A 20,322-nucleotide genomic window follows, 5' to 3' on the forward strand; every position below is an offset into this window, starting at 1 on the left:
AAAACTATGACACTAAATTTATCGATTACCTATTCTCGACATACTTATCCCAATATTGATAAGCACGGCTCATGGCCTTTTCCCTATCACTCTCTAAAGTAAATAGTACCGAAGTCATGGTTGCAATAACGGTATTTGCCATCAACAGAAAATCGGTCGTTTCTGTTCCCAGAGGGCATGTTTTTGGTAAAGGCAGTTCAGAAAGATATTGTTCAGGCCAGTAAAGGGACTCGACCCCAGTTTCTTTGCTCAACCAAACAGTTTGGCTCACTTTGGGATTATATTCAGATTCGCCCGAGACACCTTTAAAGGAAATTACCGCGTGTGAGGTCAGTCCAATTTCATCTTCAACTTCGGCATGCAGCTGCTGAAATCCTGGGTGGAAACTGCCTCGAACGCCGACTTTCGCGCCACCTGGGTTAAGAGCTCTAACCACAGTATTGATAGGCGTACGCAATCCATAGCGTGCTTTCCAACCAATCATTCTTTCCGCTTGAGGAGCGAACGTACTCAGTTTTAAATAAGCAATGTTACTTGTATCGAGCAGAGAACCCACCTCGTTAATACTATGAGCTTCACTAATTTCTACGCGCTTAAGATAGTCCTCAGCATGCTCTCGGCCTTTGGCTTCGTGGAATCCATGAAGTAATATTCTATGCCCGTTATCAGCCATAATTTTCGCAGCTAATAAGTGCCATGGCTTCCCGGCAGCTTCTCGCTTGCCTGCATAGCAAGGCCAGTCAATATCAGCACCTAAGTTAGGCATACGTGATTGAAAGGCTTTAACAAAACCCGCCACTTCAGCTTTCGTTTCATTCTGAACACGGATAAGCATTAAAAGCATCGCCATCTGGTCATCACCCACGTGACCATCAAGATACTCATCCATGACCTGATATGCCTGTTCGAAACTAAGAGGTTTTCTACCTCGCTCGCCTCTTCCTACCGTTCTGATACAATCCAGAATACTACTCATCTAATTCCCTCTAACGAAGAATACACTATGCAGCCCCTATTGTAGCGACTTCTTCCAATGACGCCATCAGTTGTTCACGCAAAGTAACAACCTCTCCCACGATGATAAGTGCAGGGCTGAGCCCGACTAGCGCTTGAGACATAGGGATCAATTGCTGCAGTTCAAAGGTATGGACTTGCTGTTCAGGGCTACAGCCTTTTCCCACAATAGCCACAGGAGTACAAACTGACAGGCCTGCGCTAAGCAAGCCGTTTTGAATACTGTCAGCACGTTCTAATCCCATGTAGAATACAAGTGTTTGCCCACATTCGACTAAACCAGCCCAAGCGGGGAGCACACCTTCTACCACATGACCCGTAACGAACGTAACACTTCTCGATAGTTTTCGGTGGGTTAACGGTATCAGACTACTAGCTGAACACCCTAGCGCCGCTGTTATACCCGGAATGACATCGTAGGAGATATTATTTGCGGCAAGTAATAACGCCTCTTCACCACCACGTCCAAATATAAAGGGATCCCCTCCTTTTAGACGAACCACATTTTTCCCCGACAGCGCCAAGTCAACTAACAACTGAGATATTGTTTCCTGCTTCATCGACGTTTTTCCACAACGCTTTCCAACATAAATCATTTCAGCATCGGGATTACACAGATTTAGGATTTCTTTTCCTACTAGCCGGTCAAAGACGATAACTTCCGCTTTTTCTATTAACTTGAGTGCTTTAATAGTAAGTAGTTCAGGGTCGCCTGGACCGGCGCCAACGAGATAGACAACACCTTTAACTGAAGACGACGAAAAGAAGCCTGAATCATAAGTTTGAGTCACATACATCTGCTCATGAGATATAAAGGTCTCATCATCATTGTTAGTAATACATTTCATATGTACGACTCTCTGTATAACGTAATAAGCCCAAAATACCCTAAAGCCAGATATGTCGTATGAGTTAGATCAAGTGTGCCGTAAAAAGAAAAAGACCCAGCTAAAAAGCCAGGTCTTTAATGCCAACATCGGTGTTAGTATTGTTATCACTATCAGTTATCTTTAATCAGATATCATCAAGCAAAAGACATACCAGTTATAAACCTTACCGGCTCATGGGCATGAGATATTTTCTCAGCAGAACGCTGCATTATATGAGTGCAAATTCACTAATTGAATGCAACTTCTCTTTTCTATTAACCAATATGAGTAGCGTTGTTCATGTACTTTCTTAATACTTCAGGTATTTCTACCTTACCGTCTGCTTGTTGGTAGTTTTCAAGGATAGCGACCATAGTACGACCAACCGCCAGACCAGAACCATTAAGAGTATGAACAAGCTCAGGTTTTTTCTCGCCTTTACGACGGAAACGCGCCTGCATACGACGAGCCTGGAAATCCCACATATTAGAGCATGATGAGATTTCTCTATACGTATTTTGAGCTGGAACCCATACTTCAAGATCGTATGTCTTACGAGAACCAAAGCCCATATCGCCAGTACATAAAACAACTTTACGGTAAGGCAAACCCAGTAACTGCAGAACTTTTTCTGCATGACCCGTAAGCTCTTCTAAGGCAGCCATCGAATCTTCAGGACGGGTGACTTGAACCAACTCGACTTTGTCAAACTGGTGCATACGAATCAGACCGCGCGTATCACGACCATAAGAGCCCGCTTCTGAACGGAAACATGGAGTGTGTGCAGTCATTTTCAACGGTAATGCTTCTTCTTCCAGAATTTCATCACGAACTAAGTTGGTTAGAGGAACTTCTGCGGTTGGAATAAGAGAAAGCTTGCGTAACTCTTCGTCATCCACTTTTTCGACCAACGGCTCTGTGTGATAAAGGTCCTTACCGAATTTTGGTAATTGCCCAGTGCCATATAAGCTATCCGCATTAACTAGATACGGAACATACATTTCTGAGTAACCGTGCTGTTCGGTGTGCAAATCCAACATGAATTGCGCTATAGCACGATGAAGACGAGCAAACTGCCCTTTCATTACGATAAAACGCGCGCCAGTAATCTTTGTTGCACTCGCAAAATCTAGTCCATCGCCCATTTCGCCTAAATCAACATGGTCTTTTACTTCAAAGTCATAATGTTTAGGCTCTCCCCAACGACTGATTTCGACGTTATCATTTTCGTCTTTACCGTCAGGAACGTTATCATCCGGAAGATTAGGCACTGAAAGTGCGATATCTTCCAATTTTGCCTGAACTTCAACCAGCTCGACTTTTTTAGCATCCAAATCGCTACCAAGCGTACCGATCTGCATTTTGATTTCTTCAGCACCCTCTTTGTCTCCAGCTGCCATTTTTTGGCCAATTTGCTTGGAGATCGAGTTACGCGTGGATTGTAAATTTTCAACTTCGACTTGAATGGACTTACGTTGTTCTTCAAGTTGACGAATTGCGTCTACGTCAAGGATAAAACCTCGACGTGCCAGTTTTGCAGCTGTTTCATCCAGTTCTGCACGAAGTAATTTAGAATCCAGCATTGCTAATCCTATGCTTTTAATATGTTAATGAGAGGGCTTTAAATAGCGAAAAGACATCGAAAGCCCATTAGAAAAATTTTATGGGACAAAGATAACGAAAACTCACTATTTTTCATAGCGCTTTTGCTGGCTTTTTGTGTCTAATTCAGCCAAATAGTCTAATTTTTCGCGAATCTTGATTTCAAACCCACGCGAAGTAGGTTGATAGTATCTTGTTCCTGCCATTTCTGGAGGAAAATAAATTTCTCCGGCAGCGTAAGCACCAGGCTCATTATGGGCATACCGGTATTCTTCGCCATATCCCATTTCTTTCATCAATTTGGTCGGGGCGTTTCTCAAATGATGGGGTACTTCATATTCCGGGGAATTACGCGCATCATCTAACGCACTTTTCCAAGCCGTATAGACTGCGTTACTTTTAGGTGCACATGCAAGATAAACAACGGCCTGCGCAATCGCTCTCTCGCCTTCGTATGCCCCAACCCGATGAAAACAATCCCAAGCAGCGAGGGCAACCTGCATCGCTTTCGGGTCTGCATTTCCGATATCTTCTGAAGCAATCGCCAACAACCGTCTTGCAACATAGAGGGGATCACAGCCTGCCACGATCATTCTTGCCATCCAATAAAGTGCGGCATCAGGATCGGAGCCTCTGATCGACTTGTGAACGGCAGAAATTAAGTCGTACCAAATATCGCCCTTATTATCGAAGCGACTGACTTTTTCGCCAAGAACCTCAGCAAGCGCTGCGACAGTAAGTTGCTTCTCGCCCTCATTCTCGTCGGCCATATCATATAGAAGCTCGAGATAATTGAGAGCCTGGCGAGTGTCACCCTGAACGAATTCTGACAGCCGTTCTAATACTCCGTCCTCAAAGTGAGCCGGTTGCGCACCTAAGCCTCGTTCTGAATCATGCACTGCTAATTTCAGTGCCTGCATAATTTCATCGGATGATAAGCCCGTTAATTTATACACTCTTGCACGAGATAAGATCGCATTATTGAGCTCAAAAGAAGGATTCTCAGTCGTAGCGCCAATAAAGGTGACGGTCCCATCTTCAATATGCGGGAGAAACGCGTCTTGTTGAGATTTATTAAAGCGATGAACTTCGTCAACGAATAGGATAGTTTTAAACCCTGCTAATTTATTCTCTCTCGCCTTCTCGATAGCGACGCGGATTTCTTTTACACCAGATGTTACTGCCGATACCCGCTCCACACGGGCATTAGCGTAGTTAGCAGCAACTTCTGCTAGTGTCGTTTTACCAGTACCCGGAGGACCCCATAGAATCATGGAATGCAGCTGCCCATGCTCTATAGCTTTACGCAGTGGTTTACCCGGCGCAAGAATATGTGCCTGGCCAATATACTGCTCTAAAGTGTTTGGCCGCATGCGAGCTGCAAGTGGCCTAAAATCCTCATCACCTGAAAAATCGAGACTAAAATTATCCAAAGTTTACTCTCTTATCCTATCTTTGGTCGTCCACTTCGACCCCTTTGGGTACGACGAAATGAAATAAGCTACTATCTGGTTTCTTATATGTCATGTGATTAAAGGTGAAGTGTGTTTCCTGACCATCTTGCTCGATGACGTCAAAACCTTTCACTGTACCTTTTTTATCAATTTTAATCGTAAAGCGCCCTTGTGTTGAATCGATATTCGTTGGCGTTAAAGTAAAGCTATCGTTGTCTTGGGAAACGAAGTAATTATCCCAATCACTTTCTTTGTTCCGTGTAAGCAAAACGAATGGTGTCTGCTCTGACGCTTTCTCCGCATCATAAATCGTAACCTGTTCCACCAGAGGCGTGTAGTACCAAAGTGTTTTGCCGTTTGATACTAATAAGTTTTCGTCTGGCTGTTTGGTTTCCCAACGAAACAGACTCGGGCGTGTAATATCTACTTTGCCTTTCGAGTCACTGATTGGATCGCCATCAGGACTTATCACTTCCTGACTGAACTGTGCACTGAACCCATCAGTTAATGCAAGACGATGGCTCAATTCTTCCTTTGGGCTCGCTAAAACAGAGAAACTACAAAAAAGTAATGCAACCAGTTTCTTCATTCAATTATCACTCCAATTATTTTTATTCAAGGCTATGTTATCGAACTTACCATGCAATTTGTCAGCATTCAGTTTGAAAACGATTAAGACTAAAAGTTCTATTTACCGCAGCATGCCTTGAATTTCTTGCCGCTTCCACAAGGACAAGAATCGTTTCGACCAACCTCTTTATAGGGGTTTACTTTTTGTGCTCCACGTCTTAGCAGTTGTGAATCAGCGAACTGTGTCGTTTCATAGAGAATTGAATCAATATTAGCCAGCAGAATCTCTGCGGTGGGAACCTCTTCTATCCCTGCTTGCTTCATCTGCTTGTGAGTTTCCTCCTCGTCAACGATGAGATAACACAATGTGATCAACGCTTGAACGAGGCGTTCCGTACCATCATCAATCGAAACGGTTTGCCATGTCGGTTCGACAATAGACCAACATGATAAAAACCCTTCAGCCCAATCAGTGATTTGATCTGTATTAACATCAATAATGTCAGTCAACCGATATTCATTGTTTAAAAGAGCCTGATATTGTAATTGGAATTGCTCAACTAACGCAGCGTCTATTTCCGGTTCTAGCTCGGTAAGCAATGCTTGCCATTGGGCTTTTTCGATTGGCTGACAAGCCAAATTGGCCGCAACCAGAACACCTTCTGCGTAAGCAAATGAAAATGGGCCATTTAATTTTTGTAGTACATCAGACTGATAATTCATAACGAGGGAAATCTTAGGTAAGTTAACTCGCGCTAAATTACCATAAGGCTCAATAACAATCATGTAAACTCGTGACTTTTTTCGCACCCCACACTACAATCTGCGACCCATTTCGAGATTAGAGAACAACATGAGAGTCGTTTTAGGCCCTATGGAAGGCGTTCTGGATCATCTAATGAGAGAGATCCTGACAGATATTAATGATTATGACCTATGCGTTACTGAGTTCGTACGCGTAGTCAATCAACGTCTTCCAAAACATGTGTTTCATCGTCTCTGCCCTGAATTGGAAACCGGCTCTAGAACAAAATCAGGGGTACCGGTGAATGTACAGTTGCTGGGGCAAGAACCAGAATGGATGGCGGAAAATGCTGTTTTCGCTGCTGAACTTGGCGCTAACGGCATCGATATTAATTTTGGCTGCCCCGCAAAAACAGTTAACCGCAGTAAAGGCGGCGCTGCTCTACTTGAGTTTCCCGAGCTCATCTACCAAATAGTGAAAGCCTGTCGAGAAGCAGTAGCTGCGGATATTCCAGTTTCAGCTAAAATTCGCCTAGGGCTCGATAATCCAGACGACTGCTTTGAAATCGTAGATGCAGTCCAACAAGGTGGTGCCAACGAGCTGACAGTTCATGCTCGGACAAAGGCTGGAGGATATAAAGCCAGTGAAATCAAATGGGAATATATTGACCAAATTCGCCAAAAAACCACTGTACCCATCATCGCAAACGGTGAAATCTGGAACCGAGAGGATGCCCTAGCATGCATTGCTACCACTGGAATTGACTCACTTATGGTGTGTCGAGGCGCTTTCAACGTTCCAAACCTCGGTAACATCATCAAATATGCTCATGAACCTATGCCGTGGTTTGAAGTAGTCAAATTATTGTTAGTGTATACCGAGTATGAAGTGATTGGAGATAAAGGAAAGTATTTCCCCAACAGAATAAAACAGTGGCTATCATTTCTGCGACAAGCCTACCCTGAGGCAAAGGAATTATTCAGAGCAATAAGAGTGTTAACACAAGTCGACGATATTATACAAGCTTTGCACTCATACCAGCGTTCATTAATGAATTAACTGATTTTTACCGTGTCTTTTGGCATAGTAAAGCTTGTTATCTATGACTTTAAATATGTCCTCAAACGGTGGCAGTTTATTAGAGTCATAGATAGCTATCCCGCCAGACACCGTAAAACCATGTTCAACAACATTACCACTATCAGAAATAATTCTCTCTCGAACACGCTCCAGAGTTGAGCTCAATCCATCTTGCTCTTTACCTGTCAGATAAACGATGAATTCCTCGCCACCAAAGCGGGCGACCGTATCAGATGCACGAATGTTGCTTTTTAGCTCATTAGCCAAAAACGTGATTACATCATCACCGACGTCATGACCGTACGTGTCATTTATAGACTTAAAGTTATCAATATCAATTAATGCAATCGCAACAAATTCCGAGTGGACCTTTTGCTGCATGAATGCTTCGAATCCACGACGATTTCTCAACCCAGTTAAGGGATCTCTTGCAGCAAGTTCTTTAAAATAATCTTTTTCCTTATAAGAATTAATAAATAGCAGAACCAGAACAGCAAGCAAATATAGGATCAAAATAATGGTTAGCAGCGTCTTGCGTTTCGCAAGAAAATGAAGGACTTCATCTTTATAATTGACTGCGTAATAGAATTGATGATGCATTCTAATACTACCAATCTTATCTACCGCCTCTACCATAAAGGCATTACTGGGAACAGCTTCTCCTGCTCTTACCAACTCAATCGGACTAGTAAGCGGCTCAGTGGGACTGAGTAATTTTGCTACATCAATATCGAGGCCAACGGTACCTTTGAAAAAATCTCGATTATCATCATCTTGTGCATGTTCGAATACTGGCAGCATAAGTGTGAGTAGTGGCTCGCCATTATTGAGACGTTTTGGCTTATAAGGACCCCTAACTTTTATCGTTGTAGAGTTGAGATTATCGTAAAGATCCCAATCCGGATTTTGTACTTTCTCGATAAGTTCAGCCGTTATACTTTTGGCAAACGCTTGAGGGGACACGATAATATAACCGTCAGTATGGAGGAAATGGACACCCACTGTCGGGGAGTCTAAATTATGAAGCAGTGTAAGCATAGGAGCCATCACTATCCGACTTTCAACATTACTTGCCAAATCGCTATCAAAATTGCATAAGTCTTTCTTTCCTATCACTGCATAAGATTCTTTAATAATATTCGGCTGTAAGTAAGCAGACTCCTTTTGTTTTAAGTCATCAGATGGAAATAATACACAAAGGCCGTCATAGATCTTGCGTTGGTGCTGATTGAGTACTTTGATGTTCTTTTTAGAGTAGTTGTTCAATGTATAGTCAAGGGCAAACAACACTTTAGATGCTCGCTCCAGGGAGCGCTCAATTCGCCCATATTCTTCGTCAATATCGTTAGTCAACATGGCTATATGAGTTTCAAGCAAGATAACAATGAGAATAATAGCGGCGACAAAAGGGATTACAAAAATCCCAGATTTTCGGATCGTCAGTTTTTTAACTGAATTCAAAGTGTCTTCCGTTGTTAATCGAGGCTAGTGAGGTAATTGTAGCATTGCGAAAGGATCACATGGTGAATTACTGCCACAGAAATGGGATATTCAGTGGCAGTAATGAAGCGGTTGACTTAACTTAACAGGAGGCTGTCATCCGTGATTTCTTCACCACGAACTTTTGAAAAGAGATCGAGCAAATCTGGCACATCCATATTCGCTCGTTGTTCCCCTTCTACATCCAGAACAATGTTTCCTTGATGGAGCATGATCGTCCTATCTCCACAGGCAAGGGCATCTTTCATTGAGTGAGTCACCATCATAACTGTCAGATTGAACTCAGTCACAATCTTCTTGGTCAAATCGATGATAAATGCAGCCATACGGGGATCAAGTGCGGCCGTATGCTCATCCAAAAGAAGAAGTTTACTTTCAGAAAGTGTCGCCATGACCAGACTAACAGCCTGACGTTGCCCACCAGAAAGCAGACCAATGTTATCGCCCAAACGATCTTCAAGACCGAGGCCAAGAATGCTAATGCGTTCCTGAAAGAGTTTACGCCGCTTAGAAGATAGCGCGTACGCTATACTGCGTCGTTTCCCGCGCATATAAGCCAAAGCCATATTTTCTTCAATAGTCAACGCACCACAGGTACCAGCTAAAGGATCTTGAAAGACACGCGCGCAGAGACTGGCTCTTTTATCAACGGATTTCTTAGTCACATCAATATTATCGATCATGACTTTCCCACCCACCATTGGTGTTTCACCGGTAACAGCACCAAGTAAGGTTGATTTCCCTGCCCCATTGGACCCAATCACAGTCAAAAACTGATGCTCAGGGACCGTTAAATCGACGCCTTTTAGCGCTCGGTTTTCCAGTATTGTTCCGGGATTGAAGGTAACCTGAATATTGTCTAAACGAATCATGCTTTACCCCCAGCGTTTTTCTTGCCTTTCTTCAATTTAGGCATAATCAATGCCAGTGCAACTAACACAGCAGTCACCAGATTGAGGTCAGAGGCTTGTAGACCGAACATACCCGAGCTTAAAGCGAAAGCGACAGCCAAACGATATAAGACAGAACCAACGATAACAGCAACGACAGCAATCCAAATTTTTCTACCCGGGATGAGTGTTTGACCAAGGATAACGGCAGCTAAACCGACGACGATAGTTCCGACTCCTGACGTCACATCGGCAAAACTGTTTGTCTGTGCAAATAGTGCCCCCGCAAAGCCAACAAATCCGTTCGATAGAGCCAAACCAAAATAGGTATAAAATGCCGTACTCGCACCTTGCGCTGCAACCATCCGAGCATTAACACCTGTCGCTCTAAGGCCAAGCCCAAAATCACTATTAAGCAGACGAATGACGAGGATAGCCGAGATAACAACTAATACCGCAACAACGAGAGGACGAATATACATTGGATCGCCCATATTCTCGAATGGGGTCAGAATCGTATCTTCGCCAATTAATGCAACGTTAGGACGTCCCATGATACGAATATTGATTGAAAACGCAGCAATCATGGTCAGTATCGACGCTAAAAGATTCAGGATTCCACATTTAACTGTCAGAAACGCTGTGACCCAGCCAGTCATAGCGCCAGCAATAATGGCCATAAATGTCGCTAACCAAGGGTCGATTCCTGAAACAATCGCCGTAGCGGCTACTGCCGCACCCATTGGGAAACTACCATCTACACTTAGATCAGGGAAGTCGAGTACACGAAAGGTAAGGTAGACACCTAACGCAACAAGTCCGTAAACAAGGCCTATTTCCAGTGCCCCGAAAAATGCAAAAGCAGACATAACCGCTCCTTTCTGCTTCAAAATAACAGCGGGACAAGCTTGTCCCGCTAAACTAAACAATTATTTAATAGATGTAGCGCGGTCTAAGACTGACTTAGGAATTTCGATACCGAGCTTGTCCGCAGCCGTCTTATTGATAACAAGATCCGAACCCTTGGCTACTTTAACATCGAGATCACCTGGAGGTGTTCCTTTTAGGATATCCACCACGTAATCGGCAGTTTGTACCCCAATTTGATAGTAGTCAAAACCAAGACTCGCGAACGCGCCATGATCAACATATGATGTGGCAGCACCAAAAACAGGCGTTTTAGCCTGATTGGCTGCAACAACCATACCGTCAATTGCGCTAGCAACGGTGTTATCAATCAAAGCATAAATTACGTCTGATTTCTCAGCGATAGTTTGAGTAGCTGATTGAACATCCGCACTTTTAAGTGCTGTCGCTTCAGCAAGCGTTAAACCATTTTTCTTTGCACTTTCTTTGAGGATCGTCATTAGACTAACAGCGTTAGCTTCACCTGGGTTGTAAACGACACCAATCGTCTTAACATTTGGCAGAAGCTCTTTGATAAGTTCAACATGCTGCTCTACTGGGGAAAGGTCTGACAAACCAGTTACGTTCTTTCCTGGTTTTTCTAATGTTTTTACAAGTTTAGCACCAACTGGATCCGTTACGGCTGTAAAAACTACTGGAATATTACGAGTGGCTGAAACAAGAGCCTGGGCCGTTGGTGTCGCTATACCGACTAGGACATCAGGATTTTCTCCAACAAATTGACGAGCAATCTGTACTGCTATGGCTGGGTTTCCTTGGGCTGTTTTGTATTCAAAATCTAAGTTTTTACCTTGTTCATAACCCTTTGCTTTTAAACCGTCTATCAATCCTTGGCGCGTCGCATCCAATGCAGGATGTTCAACAATTTGAGACACAGCTATTTTGGCTGTTTTCGCCATAATGCTGGTCGATGATAGAAGCGCGGCACCTGCAATCACTGCTGCAGCAAGAATTTTACTTGCTTTCATCTTCACTCCTTGATTCGAGACTATGTTCTGTGAATGTTGTGTTTTGTAATTATTTAATAGCGTACTCTTGGAGTAGTACACTCCATTATTACCAATAACTTACTTGAAAGGGAAGAAAGTTTTACAGAACGCGAACAAAAACATTACAAAGCTCTGATCAGCGTTCGTAATCAGAGCTTCGAAGTCTCGTTAAGGTGGGCAAGAATGTGAAAAACTAGAACCAACGTTCCCAGACAGATTTGTCTAGCTGGCGGAAGGCTCTATTAAGAATGAATGCCAGTTCTTTATATCTGGGTTGTTTACGTGCTGGCTCCAGTGCGAATCCACTTTCAACTATCTTCTGATGCAACTCTCGATACCATGTTGCAAGAGATGGCGGTAACTTGGTATTCGCTCTATTACCCAACCACCACATCCCCTGAAGAGGTAGGCTAAGGGCAAATAAAGCAACCACAATGGCTTGAGGCATAGCGCCTTCATTATGAAATACCATCTGCGTGAGAACACTAATAGCAGCGACAGCAGGCATAACTTTCAGGCCAAACTTCGTTGCTTTTATTATCCTCTGTTCTGGGAAAATAGCGGACAGCTCTTTTCTCAGAGGCCAAGTGTCTATGTACTTTTGTCCATCTTTTAGGCTATGAACAATTCCCACGTTGCGACTCATAGGCGTCTCTCTCACTTAGTGGCGACTTTACTTCAAATTTAGTTGAAATTATAAACTAAAATAACAATTTATTGTTTAAAGTTAATATTTTTTCAAATTTTTTTTGTTATATTGGCCCATTATCGTTATTCTTTGCGGACCTCTACTACCATTGTTGCCGTTAATTTATACAATGGCAACATTTGGATGTAGAATCACAATATTTTATGAGCAAAGTATTAAGCCCATCAAGGTTACTTGCTCACTTGTGATTATTTTATTTATACGCGCCCTCTTTATATATGTCACGTACATATGAATAAAGTTTTAGGGTGCCACTGATGTTTATCGAAACTGATTATTACAGGTAGTGACTCATGTCGAAGCTAGTTTTAGTTTTAAACTGCGGTAGTTCTTCTTTGAAATTCGCAATCGTAGACGCTGAAAACGGTGCAGAGCACCTTACTGGTTTAGCGGAATGTCTACAACTTCCAGAAGCTCGTATCAAATGGAAGTTAGACGGAAGTAAACACGAAGCTCAATTAGGTAATGGGGCTGCTCATGAAGAAGCACTTGCTTTCATGGTAGAAACCATTTTAGCGTCTAAACCAGAGCTAGCTGATAACCTTGCAGCAATTGGTCATCGTATCGTACACGGTGGTGAGCAATTTACACAATCTGCCCTGATTTGTGAAAAAGTTCTAAAAGGAATCGAAGACGCAGCAACATTCGCTCCGCTTCATAACCCAGCTCACATCATCGGCATTAAAGCAGCTCAAAAAGCGTTCCCTAGCTTAAAGAACGTTGCTGTTTTTGATACTGCTTTCCATCAGTCAATGCCTGAAGAAGCCTATCTGTATGCACTACCATACAAATTGTATAAAGAGCACGGTATTCGTCGCTATGGCGCACATGGTACCTCTCACCGCTTTATCGCTCGCGAAGCAGCTGAGCGTTTAGGTAAATCGCAAGATGAACTCAACATCATCAACTGTCACCTAGGTAATGGCGCTTCAGTATGTGCGATAAAAAATGGCCAATCTGTTGACACATCAATGGGCTTGACGCCTCTTGAAGGTCTAGTAATGGGTACTCGTAGTGGTGATATCGATCCCGCTATCGTATTCCATTTGCATGACGCTCTTGGTTACTCTGTTGATCAAATCAACACTATGCTTACAAAAGAGTCTGGCCTGCTAGGTCTGACTGAAGTGACTTCTGACTGTCGTTTTGTTGAAGACAACTACGGCGAAAAAGAAGAAGCCACACGTGCTATGGACGTGTTCTGCCATCGTTTGGCTAAATACGTTGCTGGCTACACAGCTTCTATGGAAGGTCGTTTAGACGCGATCGTCTTCACTGGGGGTATCGGCGAAAACTCTGCACCAATCCGTGAAATGGTTCTTGAGCGCTTAAGCATTTTCGGTATCAAAGTTGATAGCGATGCAAACCTTAAAGCTCGTTTTGGCGGTGAAGGTGTTATTACAACAGCCGACAGTAATATCCCTGCAATCGTAATCTCAACTAACGAAGAATTAGTGATTGCAGAAGATACAGCTCAACTCGCTGAACTTTAATATTCTACTGGCTAACTTCGGTTAGCCAGTTTCATTCTGGGGTTTAACTTTTCTCATTAGTTAAGCTTTGTTCCTTTCTACAATCTTGTCTCACTAGATTGTTAATAGACAGCACAGGTACTTATTCATGTCTCGTACTATTATGCTTGTCCCTATTAGCGCTGGCGTAGGTCTTACCAGTGTTAGTTTGGGTGTAATCCGCGCGATGGAGCGCAAAGGGGTTAAGGTTTCTTTTTACAAGCCAATCGCTCAGCCGAGATCTGGTGGTGATCAACCAGACCTGACGACTACGATTCTAAGTGCTAACACTGATCATAAAATCGGTGAACCACTTCCAATGTCTAATGCAGAGAACCTAATTGGTTCTGAGCAAATGGACGTGTTACTCGAAACCATCGTTGAACGCTACAACCAAGTAAATTCAGATTCAGAAGTGACTCTGATTGAAGGTTTGGTTCCAACACGTAAGCATCCATTTGCCAACCAGGTAAATGCTGAAATCGCAGCGACTCTTGGCGCTGAAATCGTTCTAGTAGCGACTCCGGGTACTGATAACCCGACACAACTAAAAGAACGCATTGAAGTTGCTTGTTCTAACTTTGGTGGAACGAAAAACAAAAGCATTTCTGGTGTTATTATCAACAAGCTCAATGCGCCTGTTGATGAAGCTGGTCGTACTCGTCCAGACCTTTCTGAAATCTTTGATGATGCTGCGCTATCTAAGCAGTCTAATCTCGAGGTTATGCAGATCTTTAACACCAGTCCAATTCGTGTTCTTGGCTGTGTACCGTGGCATATCGAACTGATTGCAACTCGTGCAATCGATATGGCAAAACACTTGAATGCAACTGTGGTTAACGAAGGTGATATTCATACTCGCCGTATCAAAAGCATCACATTCTGCGCACGTTCTCTATCAAACATGGTAAGCCACTTTAAACCTGGATGCCTTTTGGTTACATCAGCAGACCGTCCAGAAGTGATCATCGCGGCATCTCTTGCTGCAATGAATGGTGTCGAAATCGGTGCTCTGCTACTAACTGGCGATTACGAAATTCCAAAAGAAATTCTTGATCTATGTAAACCAGCCTTTGACACTGGTCTACCTATTTTCCGTGCACCTGGTAATACATGGCAGACTTCATTGAATCTTCAAAGTTTCAACCTAGAAGTTCCTGCTGACGATAAAGCACGTATCGAATTTGTAAATGACCACGTTGCTGGCCACATTGATGGACCTTGGATTAACTCTCTAACCGAAGGTACTAAAGGTATTCGTCGTTTAAGCCCACCAGCATTCCGTTATCAATTAACAGAGTTTGCTCGTCGTGCAGGTAAACGTATCGTTCTTCCTGAAGGTGATGAACCACGTACTGTTAAGGCTGCCGCAATTTGTGCTGAAAAAGGTATCGCGGAATGTGTGCTTTTGGGTAACCCTGCAGAGATCAAACGTGTTGCTGAGCAACAAGGCGTGACTCTAGGTTCTGGTATCCAGATTATCGATTCTGACAAAGTTCGTGATAATTATGTGGCTCGTCTTGTAGAACTTCGTTCTAAGAAAGGTATGACCGAAGTTGTTGCTCAAGAAAAACTACAAGACTCAGTATTCCTTGGCACAATGATGCTTGAAGCGGGTGAAGTTGACGGTCTTGTATCTGGTGCAGTTCATACAACAGCAAACACTATCGTACCACCATTCCAAATCATCAAAACAGCGCCTAACGCGTCTATCGTATCTTCTATCTTCTTCATGCTATTGCCTGATCAAGTATTAGTATACGGTGACTGTGCGATTAACCCAGATCCAACTGCAGAACAATTAGCTGAAATCGCTATCCAGTCTGCAGATTCTGCAGCAGCATTCGGCATTGACCCGCGCGTTGCGATGATTTCGTACTCAACAGGTACGTCTGGTAAAGGCGCTGACGTAGACAAAGTACGCGAAGCAACACGTATCGCTCAGGAAAAACGTCCAGACCTCGTTATCGATGGTCCGCTTCAGTACGATGCAGCTATTATGGAAAACGTTGCCGCTTCAAAAGCGCCAAACTCTCCTGTTGCTGGTAAAGCGACTGTATTTGTCTTCCCAGACCTAAACACTGGTAACACAACATACAAAGCTGTACAACGTTCTGCTGACCTAGTATCTATCGGTCCAATGCTCCAAGGTATGCGTAAACCAGTTAACGATTTGTCTCGTGGCGCGCTAGTAGACGACATTGTTTACACAATCGCTTTAACGGCAATTCAGGCAGCACAGGAAGAAAAGTAATATTTTCATCCTACTGTTTTAAATAAAAATCCCCGGAGTAATCCGGGGATTTTTTTATAACCCAATATATTCTCTCCCATGAGGAGAATCTAAATCAAGTTCAGGTCCAGCGGGTACAATCTGTGTTGGATTTATTCCTGTATGACTGTAGTAGTAATGCCGTTTGATGTGATAAAACTCAGTCGTACCTTTAATACCAGGTACTTGATACAGCTCTTTAAGATATCCATGCAGATTCGGATAGTCCGCGATTCTACGTTTATTGCATTTAAAATGCCCTACGTAAACCGCATCAAAACGCACTAAGGTCGTGAATAAACGCCAGTCTGCTTCAGTGATTCGATGACCAGCTAGATAACGACTGGTTGCTAAGTGATCCTCAATGGTATCAAGCGCAGAAAATAGAGATTCGTACGCCTCTTCATAAGCTTCCTGTGATGTCGCAAATCCACATCGATAAACGCCATTATTGATGTTTGGATAAATAAAATCGTTCCAGCGATCAATCGTCGCTCTTAATTCCTGCGGATAATAGTCATCAGTGTTGCCAGTTAGCTCGTTAAACTCGGAATTAAACATCCGAATAATTTCTGAAGATTCATTACTCACGATTGTCTCAGACTGCTTATCCCAGAGCACGGGAACCGTTACTCTGCCTGTGTAATCATGTTTAGCCTTGGTATAAATCTCATGCATTTTAGTGAATCCGTACAAGGGCTCTGGAATACCAAAACGCCATCCATGAGACATCATATCAGGGCAGACAACGGTCACATCAATATGATCTTGTAGTTGTTTCAACTCTCGGAAAATCAAAGCTCGATGCGCCCAGGGACAAGCATACGACACATATAAGTGGTACCGGCCAGACTCTGGTGCAAATTTAGATCCGGGTTTAGCACAGACCCAGTCACGAAATCCCGCGTCTTCGCGCACAAAACGCCCTTCGCTTGACTTGGTGTCGTACCAGATATCGTGCCATTTACCTTCTATTAATTTGCCCATAATTGCCTCCACTTTACTGCTGACAAGACTATTATAGGAAAACAGAAGACCTGAAAAAATTAAGGAGAATTGGCGCTGATGTTCAAATATTTTGAAGGAGTCAGATTAAGTTAGCTGAAGCGAATGAAGACAATGCGTCCCCCAGGAATTTCTTTCACCCTATATTGCCAACCGTATTGTTTAATAATTTGTTTCGTTAGCTCAAGCCCCAGCCCGAACCCTAAACTGGCCTTTTCTTCAAATTCTTCGCTATTTTGGTTGCGAATCAATACCCAGTCATTTTTATGATTTATTTGTATCGTTCCAGAATAGGTATGCTGAAACGCATTACGGATAAGATTACCTAACACTATTCTCGCCAGAATACAGGAAAGAGTATGGCTGCTGTGTTGGGCATTAATAGACAGCGTTACCTCTTTATTTTTGATCAGATAATTAAGCTCAAACGTGAGTTGCTCAATCAATGCTCCTAAATCAACACTACTACGAGATAGATTTTTATACTCACGACGATTTAGCCATAGTAAAGTATCACAAAGCTCAGTCATCGAGATACTGGCCCTCAACACTCGCTCAGCTACCTGTTTTTGCTTGTCAGATGAACCTTCCTTGGACATCAGTTTAAGCAACAATTCGGTATTACTTCGAACAACCGAAATAGGCGTACGCAATTCGTGGCTAGCGTGTGAAATAAATTTCCTTTCCCGCTCTAACGTCTGCTGAACTGACGAGAGACTGGATTGGATAATATTCGCCAACTCATTAATTTCACGATAATGGAAATCTGGTACTGGCTGCGTAAGATTTTCAGTATTCAATTTCCGAGTCCACCCCATGAGCCGGTCGAATGGCTTATTAAGCTGATACAGCAAGAAGAGAATACAAAAACCAAAAATCAGAACACCAATAAAACCGATAACAATAATTCGTGTGAGAAAAGGGATCTTTGGATCAGTTTCATCCATGTGGCTGAATGCTCTTGTCACATAAACAACCGTGCCATCTGAATGAACATATCGCATTGCAAAAGTAGCTATCTCTGGAGACTCGTACCAATGTTTGCGCAAAATATACTTACTAAATCCTAGGTGTCCCTTAGGTTCATCGAGAGTCTCTTTGATAACGGAAGGAACCCCATTCCAGCTGCCTGCCACGTCAAAATCGAGAAATGTCGCATGTCCATGCTCTGGTGGTTGCGCATCCTTACCGATAAGTTCCATTGTGTAGCGAAACGCGATATCTAAACCATTAATAAAGTAGTTCATCGCTATGGTAGAAAAGCTCACCACGGTCAGTGTACCTACCAAAATGATGGTACATGACAGGTATATATGCATGCTTTTACGTATTCTCATGAGCAGCGCTATTTTATTGCAAATCCGTAACTAGGGATGGTGTGAACTAAGTGGGGAGTTTGTTCACCATCAATTTGCTTACGCAAATTGAATATGTGTACTTTTAGACTGTTACTGTCGGGTATGTCGTCCCCCCACACGTGACGCATGATTTTCTCACGCGAAACCGCATTTGGCGACTCTCTCATCAATAATTCTAATATTTTGGTCGCTATTGGCGATAATTTTAACACCTTTTCCCCTCTCTTAACTTCACGTGAGAGGACATCAAATGTTAGATCGTTCACTTTGAGCTTGGTGGCTTCGCCGCTTTTACGCTTGGATAATACTTTGACCCGAGCAATTAACTCTTCCATGGCAAAAGGTTTGACTAAATAATCATCAGCACCTTTGGAAAAACCAATGAGTTTATCATCCAAAGTGTCTCTTGCAGTCAGCATCAATACTGGTGTTTCAATACCCTGAGCCCGAATACGCTCACAGACAACCAACCCTTCAATCTTGGGTAAATTAATGTCAAGCAGTACAACATCATAGTCGTTTTGCACGATTAAATTGAGTCCTACCTGACCATCAGCGGCGTAGTCAGTATCGATTTCCTCTAACTCCATATAATCAATAATCGCTGTGGCTAAATCGATATCATCCTCAACAATCAATACTTTACGCATGGCTTTAATCGCTATAAATAATGTGAAATACAATCTTATTTTAGTGTAAAAACTCCATGGTTAATATGAGGTTAATGATACCTAACTATTGCCAGTGAGGAGCAATATAAAAAACCAATCTGACTTAAGTATGAAATCTTGCCTAAAATCACTTTCGTTTTAGGCTACGACTGGTAATATTGGCTGCAAATAGTCGGGGAGCTTAATGCTGAGATCGCCTAGCGAGACCCGTTGAACCTGATACAGTTAGTACTGGCGTAGGGAACTATTTGGACATCTTGAACTGCTCAGTTTTCCTACCTTAGCCGGATGATTCCATAATTGTTCCTTTCGACCGATCCAAGGAACGATTATGACGCTGATCAAATCTAATGTAATTCCCGTTGTCTTAACTATTGCCGGTAGCGATAGTGGTGGTGGTGCTGGAATCCAGGCCGATATTAAAGCAATTTCAGCAACTGGGTCTTATGCATGCTCGGTGATTACCGCAGTAACATCGCAGAATACTCAAGGCGTTCAAGCGATATGTCCAATCCCTCTTGAGCACATTGCTTCACAGCTCGACTCAGTATTTACTGACCTCAATATTGCTGTCGTCAAAATCGGTATGCTAGCCGATTCTGCCATTATAAAGCTCGTTGCTGAAAAATTACGCGATTACTCACCAAAACAAATCGTACTTGATCCCGTAATGGTTGCTACCAGCGGTGATTTGCTCCTCAAATCCAACGCGATCGAGGATTTGATTGAATACTTACTTCCTCTAGCAACCCTAATTACACCTAACGTACCAGAAGCATTAGCCCTGATAAATAAATCTCCAGAGGCATTTAATGGTAACTTGAATGACTTGATCGAAGATATCCGAGAACTTCCGATCAATGCTGCATTATTGAAAGGTGGTCACCTAAATGAATCGACGGATAGCGTCGATCTACTTGTCCAAAAGCACACAGCAAAACCGTATTCATCAACCCGAATCAACACAAATAATACGCATGGGACTGGATGTACGTTGTCTTCTGCAATTGCCTCATATCTGGCACAGGGATATCCCCTAGTTGAAGCAGTTGATAAAGCAAAACGTTATATTACCGAAGCCATTCGACATGCGGATGAACTCAATATTGGTCGTGGTCACGGGCCTGTTCATCATTTCTATGTGTTGAATAAATAA

General features: G+C 42.9%; 18 protein-coding genes and 1 riboswitch. Of the genes, 4 read left to right on the top strand and 14 right to left on the bottom strand.

Annotated features, from left to right (window positions below; translation table 11 throughout):
• Positions 1–25: 25 nt before the first annotated feature.
• The 6 genes from EES38_RS16585 to EES38_RS16610 form a co-directional block, all read right to left on the bottom strand.
• Positions 26–976: a glycosyl transferase family protein gene (locus EES38_RS16585; RefSeq protein WP_124938334.1), complete on the bottom strand. Its 951-nt coding sequence runs from the start codon at positions 974–976 to the stop codon at positions 26–28.
• A gap of 25 nt (positions 977–1,001) precedes the next feature.
• Complete coding sequence (gene cobA / locus EES38_RS16590; RefSeq protein ID WP_243694219.1) at positions 1,002–1,811, bottom strand: uroporphyrinogen-III C-methyltransferase; 810 nt, start codon at positions 1,809–1,811, stop codon at positions 1,002–1,004.
• A 347-nt stretch (positions 1,812–2,158) separates the two neighbouring features.
• Positions 2,159–3,466, bottom strand: coding sequence for a serine--tRNA ligase (gene serS / locus EES38_RS16595; RefSeq protein WP_124938336.1), 1,308 nt, complete (start codon positions 3,464–3,466; stop codon positions 2,159–2,161).
• Positions 3,467–3,571: 105 nt separating this feature from the next.
• Positions 3,572–4,918 (bottom strand): replication-associated recombination protein A, encoded by a 1,347-nt coding sequence (locus tag EES38_RS16600; RefSeq protein ID WP_124938337.1) that lies wholly within the window; start codon positions 4,916–4,918, stop codon positions 3,572–3,574.
• 16 nt (positions 4,919–4,934) lie between these two features.
• A complete protein-coding gene (lolA, locus tag EES38_RS16605; RefSeq protein WP_124938338.1) occupies positions 4,935–5,528 on the bottom strand; it encodes an outer membrane lipoprotein periplasmic chaperone LolA in 594 nt (197 codons plus the stop codon).
• Between the two features lie 98 nt (positions 5,529–5,626).
• Entirely contained in the window at positions 5,627–6,295 is a 669-nt protein-coding gene (locus EES38_RS16610) for a YecA family protein (protein WP_124938386.1), read from the bottom strand.
• 67 nt (positions 6,296–6,362) lie between these two features.
• Between EES38_RS16610 and dusC the strand changes: the two genes are divergently transcribed.
• Positions 6,363–7,313, top strand: a complete 951-nt coding sequence (gene dusC / locus EES38_RS16615; RefSeq protein ID WP_124938339.1) for a tRNA dihydrouridine(16) synthase DusC — start codon at positions 6,363–6,365, stop codon at positions 7,311–7,313.
• On the opposite strand, the gene EES38_RS16620 is transcribed toward dusC, so the two are convergent.
• The 5 genes from EES38_RS16620 to yfbV form a co-directional block, all read right to left on the bottom strand.
• Positions 7,302–8,795 (bottom strand): GGDEF domain-containing protein, encoded by a 1,494-nt coding sequence (locus EES38_RS16620; RefSeq protein ID WP_124938340.1) that lies wholly within the window; start codon positions 8,793–8,795, stop codon positions 7,302–7,304. The two genes, dusC and EES38_RS16620, sit on opposite strands and share 12 nt — an antisense overlap.
• A gap of 116 nt (positions 8,796–8,911) precedes the next feature.
• Positions 8,912–9,706, bottom strand: a complete 795-nt coding sequence (locus EES38_RS16625; RefSeq protein WP_124938341.1) for an ABC transporter ATP-binding protein — start codon at positions 9,704–9,706, stop codon at positions 8,912–8,914.
• The gene (locus EES38_RS16630; RefSeq protein WP_124938342.1) at positions 9,703–10,593 is read right to left on the bottom strand and encodes an ABC transporter permease; all 891 of its coding nucleotides are present in this window, start codon (positions 10,591–10,593) and stop codon (positions 9,703–9,705) included. Before EES38_RS16630 ends, EES38_RS16625 begins: the two co-directional genes overlap by 4 nt.
• A gap of 60 nt (positions 10,594–10,653) precedes the next feature.
• Positions 10,654–11,619, bottom strand: a complete 966-nt coding sequence (locus EES38_RS16635; RefSeq protein ID WP_124938343.1) for an ABC transporter substrate-binding protein — start codon at positions 11,617–11,619, stop codon at positions 10,654–10,656.
• A 214-nt stretch (positions 11,620–11,833) separates the two neighbouring features.
• Positions 11,834–12,286 (bottom strand): terminus macrodomain insulation protein YfbV, encoded by a 453-nt coding sequence (gene yfbV, locus EES38_RS16640; RefSeq protein WP_124938344.1) that lies wholly within the window; start codon positions 12,284–12,286, stop codon positions 11,834–11,836.
• 356 nt (positions 12,287–12,642) lie between these two features.
• Between yfbV and EES38_RS16645 the strand changes: the two genes are divergently transcribed.
• Together EES38_RS16645 and pta are read left to right on the top strand one after the other, a co-directional pair.
• A complete protein-coding gene (locus EES38_RS16645; RefSeq protein WP_124938345.1) occupies positions 12,643–13,842 on the top strand; it encodes an acetate kinase in 1,200 nt (399 codons plus the stop codon).
• Between the two features lie 127 nt (positions 13,843–13,969).
• Positions 13,970–16,114, top strand: a complete 2,145-nt coding sequence (pta, locus tag EES38_RS16650; RefSeq protein WP_124938346.1) for a phosphate acetyltransferase — start codon at positions 13,970–13,972, stop codon at positions 16,112–16,114.
• 54 nt (positions 16,115–16,168) lie between these two features.
• Here pta and EES38_RS16655 read toward each other — a convergent pair whose 3' ends face one another.
• From EES38_RS16655 to EES38_RS16665, 3 genes are all read right to left on the bottom strand, one after another.
• Entirely contained in the window at positions 16,169–17,119 is a 951-nt protein-coding gene (locus EES38_RS16655; RefSeq protein ID WP_124938347.1) for a glutathione S-transferase family protein, read from the bottom strand.
• Between the two features lie 110 nt (positions 17,120–17,229).
• Complete coding sequence (locus EES38_RS16660; RefSeq protein WP_124938348.1) at positions 17,230–18,474, bottom strand: sensor histidine kinase; 1,245 nt, start codon at positions 18,472–18,474, stop codon at positions 17,230–17,232.
• An 8-nt stretch (positions 18,475–18,482) separates the two neighbouring features.
• Complete coding sequence (locus tag EES38_RS16665) at positions 18,483–19,145, bottom strand: response regulator transcription factor (RefSeq protein WP_124938349.1); 663 nt, start codon at positions 19,143–19,145, stop codon at positions 18,483–18,485.
• A gap of 184 nt (positions 19,146–19,329) precedes the next feature.
• Positions 19,330–19,426, top strand: a riboswitch (TPP riboswitch).
• Positions 19,427–19,497: 71 nt separating this feature from the next.
• On the opposite strand from EES38_RS16665, the gene thiD reads away from it, so the two are divergent.
• On the top strand, positions 19,498–20,322 hold the full coding sequence (gene thiD, locus EES38_RS16670; RefSeq protein ID WP_124938350.1) for a bifunctional hydroxymethylpyrimidine kinase/phosphomethylpyrimidine kinase: 825 nt from the start codon (positions 19,498–19,500) through the stop codon (positions 20,320–20,322).

Origin of the sequence: Vibrio viridaestus (assembly GCF_003856525.1) — a bacterium.
Classification (GTDB): Bacteria; Pseudomonadota; Gammaproteobacteria; order Enterobacterales; family Vibrionaceae; genus Vibrio; species Vibrio viridaestus.

Bases quoted from the DNA above. Each gene is read 5' to 3' on its own strand.
- EES38_RS16585 (WP_124938334.1), bottom strand. From the start codon at position 976: ATGAGTAGTATTCTGGATTGTATCAGAACGGTAGGAAGAGGCGAGCGA.
- cobA (WP_243694219.1), bottom strand. From the start codon at position 1,811: ATGTATGTGACTCAAACTTATGATTCAGGCTTCTTTTCGTCGTCTTCA.
- serS (WP_124938336.1), bottom strand. From the start codon at position 3,466: ATGCTGGATTCTAAATTACTTCGTGCAGAACTGGATGAAACAGCTGCA.
- lolA (WP_124938338.1), bottom strand. From the start codon at position 5,528: ATGAAGAAACTGGTTGCATTACTTTTTTGTAGTTTCTCTGTTTTAGCG.
- EES38_RS16610 (WP_124938386.1), bottom strand. From the start codon at position 6,295: ATGATTGTTATTGAGCCTTATGGTAATTTAGCGCGAGTTAACTTACCT.
- dusC (WP_124938339.1), top strand. From the start codon at position 6,363: ATGAGAGTCGTTTTAGGCCCTATGGAAGGCGTTCTGGATCATCTAATG.
- EES38_RS16625 (WP_124938341.1), bottom strand. From the start codon at position 9,706: ATGATTCGTTTAGACAATATTCAGGTTACCTTCAATCCCGGAACAATA.
- EES38_RS16630 (WP_124938342.1), bottom strand. From the start codon at position 10,593: ATGTCTGCTTTTGCATTTTTCGGGGCACTGGAAATAGGCCTTGTTTAC.
- EES38_RS16635 (WP_124938343.1), bottom strand. From the start codon at position 11,619: ATGAAAGCAAGTAAAATTCTTGCTGCAGCAGTGATTGCAGGTGCCGCG.
- yfbV (WP_124938344.1), bottom strand. From the start codon at position 12,286: ATGAGTCGCAACGTGGGAATTGTTCATAGCCTAAAAGATGGACAAAAG.
- EES38_RS16645 (WP_124938345.1), top strand. From the start codon at position 12,643: ATGTCGAAGCTAGTTTTAGTTTTAAACTGCGGTAGTTCTTCTTTGAAA.
- pta (WP_124938346.1), top strand. From the start codon at position 13,970: ATGTCTCGTACTATTATGCTTGTCCCTATTAGCGCTGGCGTAGGTCTT.
- EES38_RS16655 (WP_124938347.1), bottom strand. From the start codon at position 17,119: ATGGGCAAATTAATAGAAGGTAAATGGCACGATATCTGGTACGACACC.
- EES38_RS16660 (WP_124938348.1), bottom strand. From the start codon at position 18,474: ATGAGAATACGTAAAAGCATGCATATATACCTGTCATGTACCATCATT.
- EES38_RS16665 (WP_124938349.1), bottom strand. From the start codon at position 19,145: ATGCGTAAAGTATTGATTGTTGAGGATGATATCGATTTAGCCACAGCG.
- thiD (WP_124938350.1), top strand. From the start codon at position 19,498: ATGACGCTGATCAAATCTAATGTAATTCCCGTTGTCTTAACTATTGCC.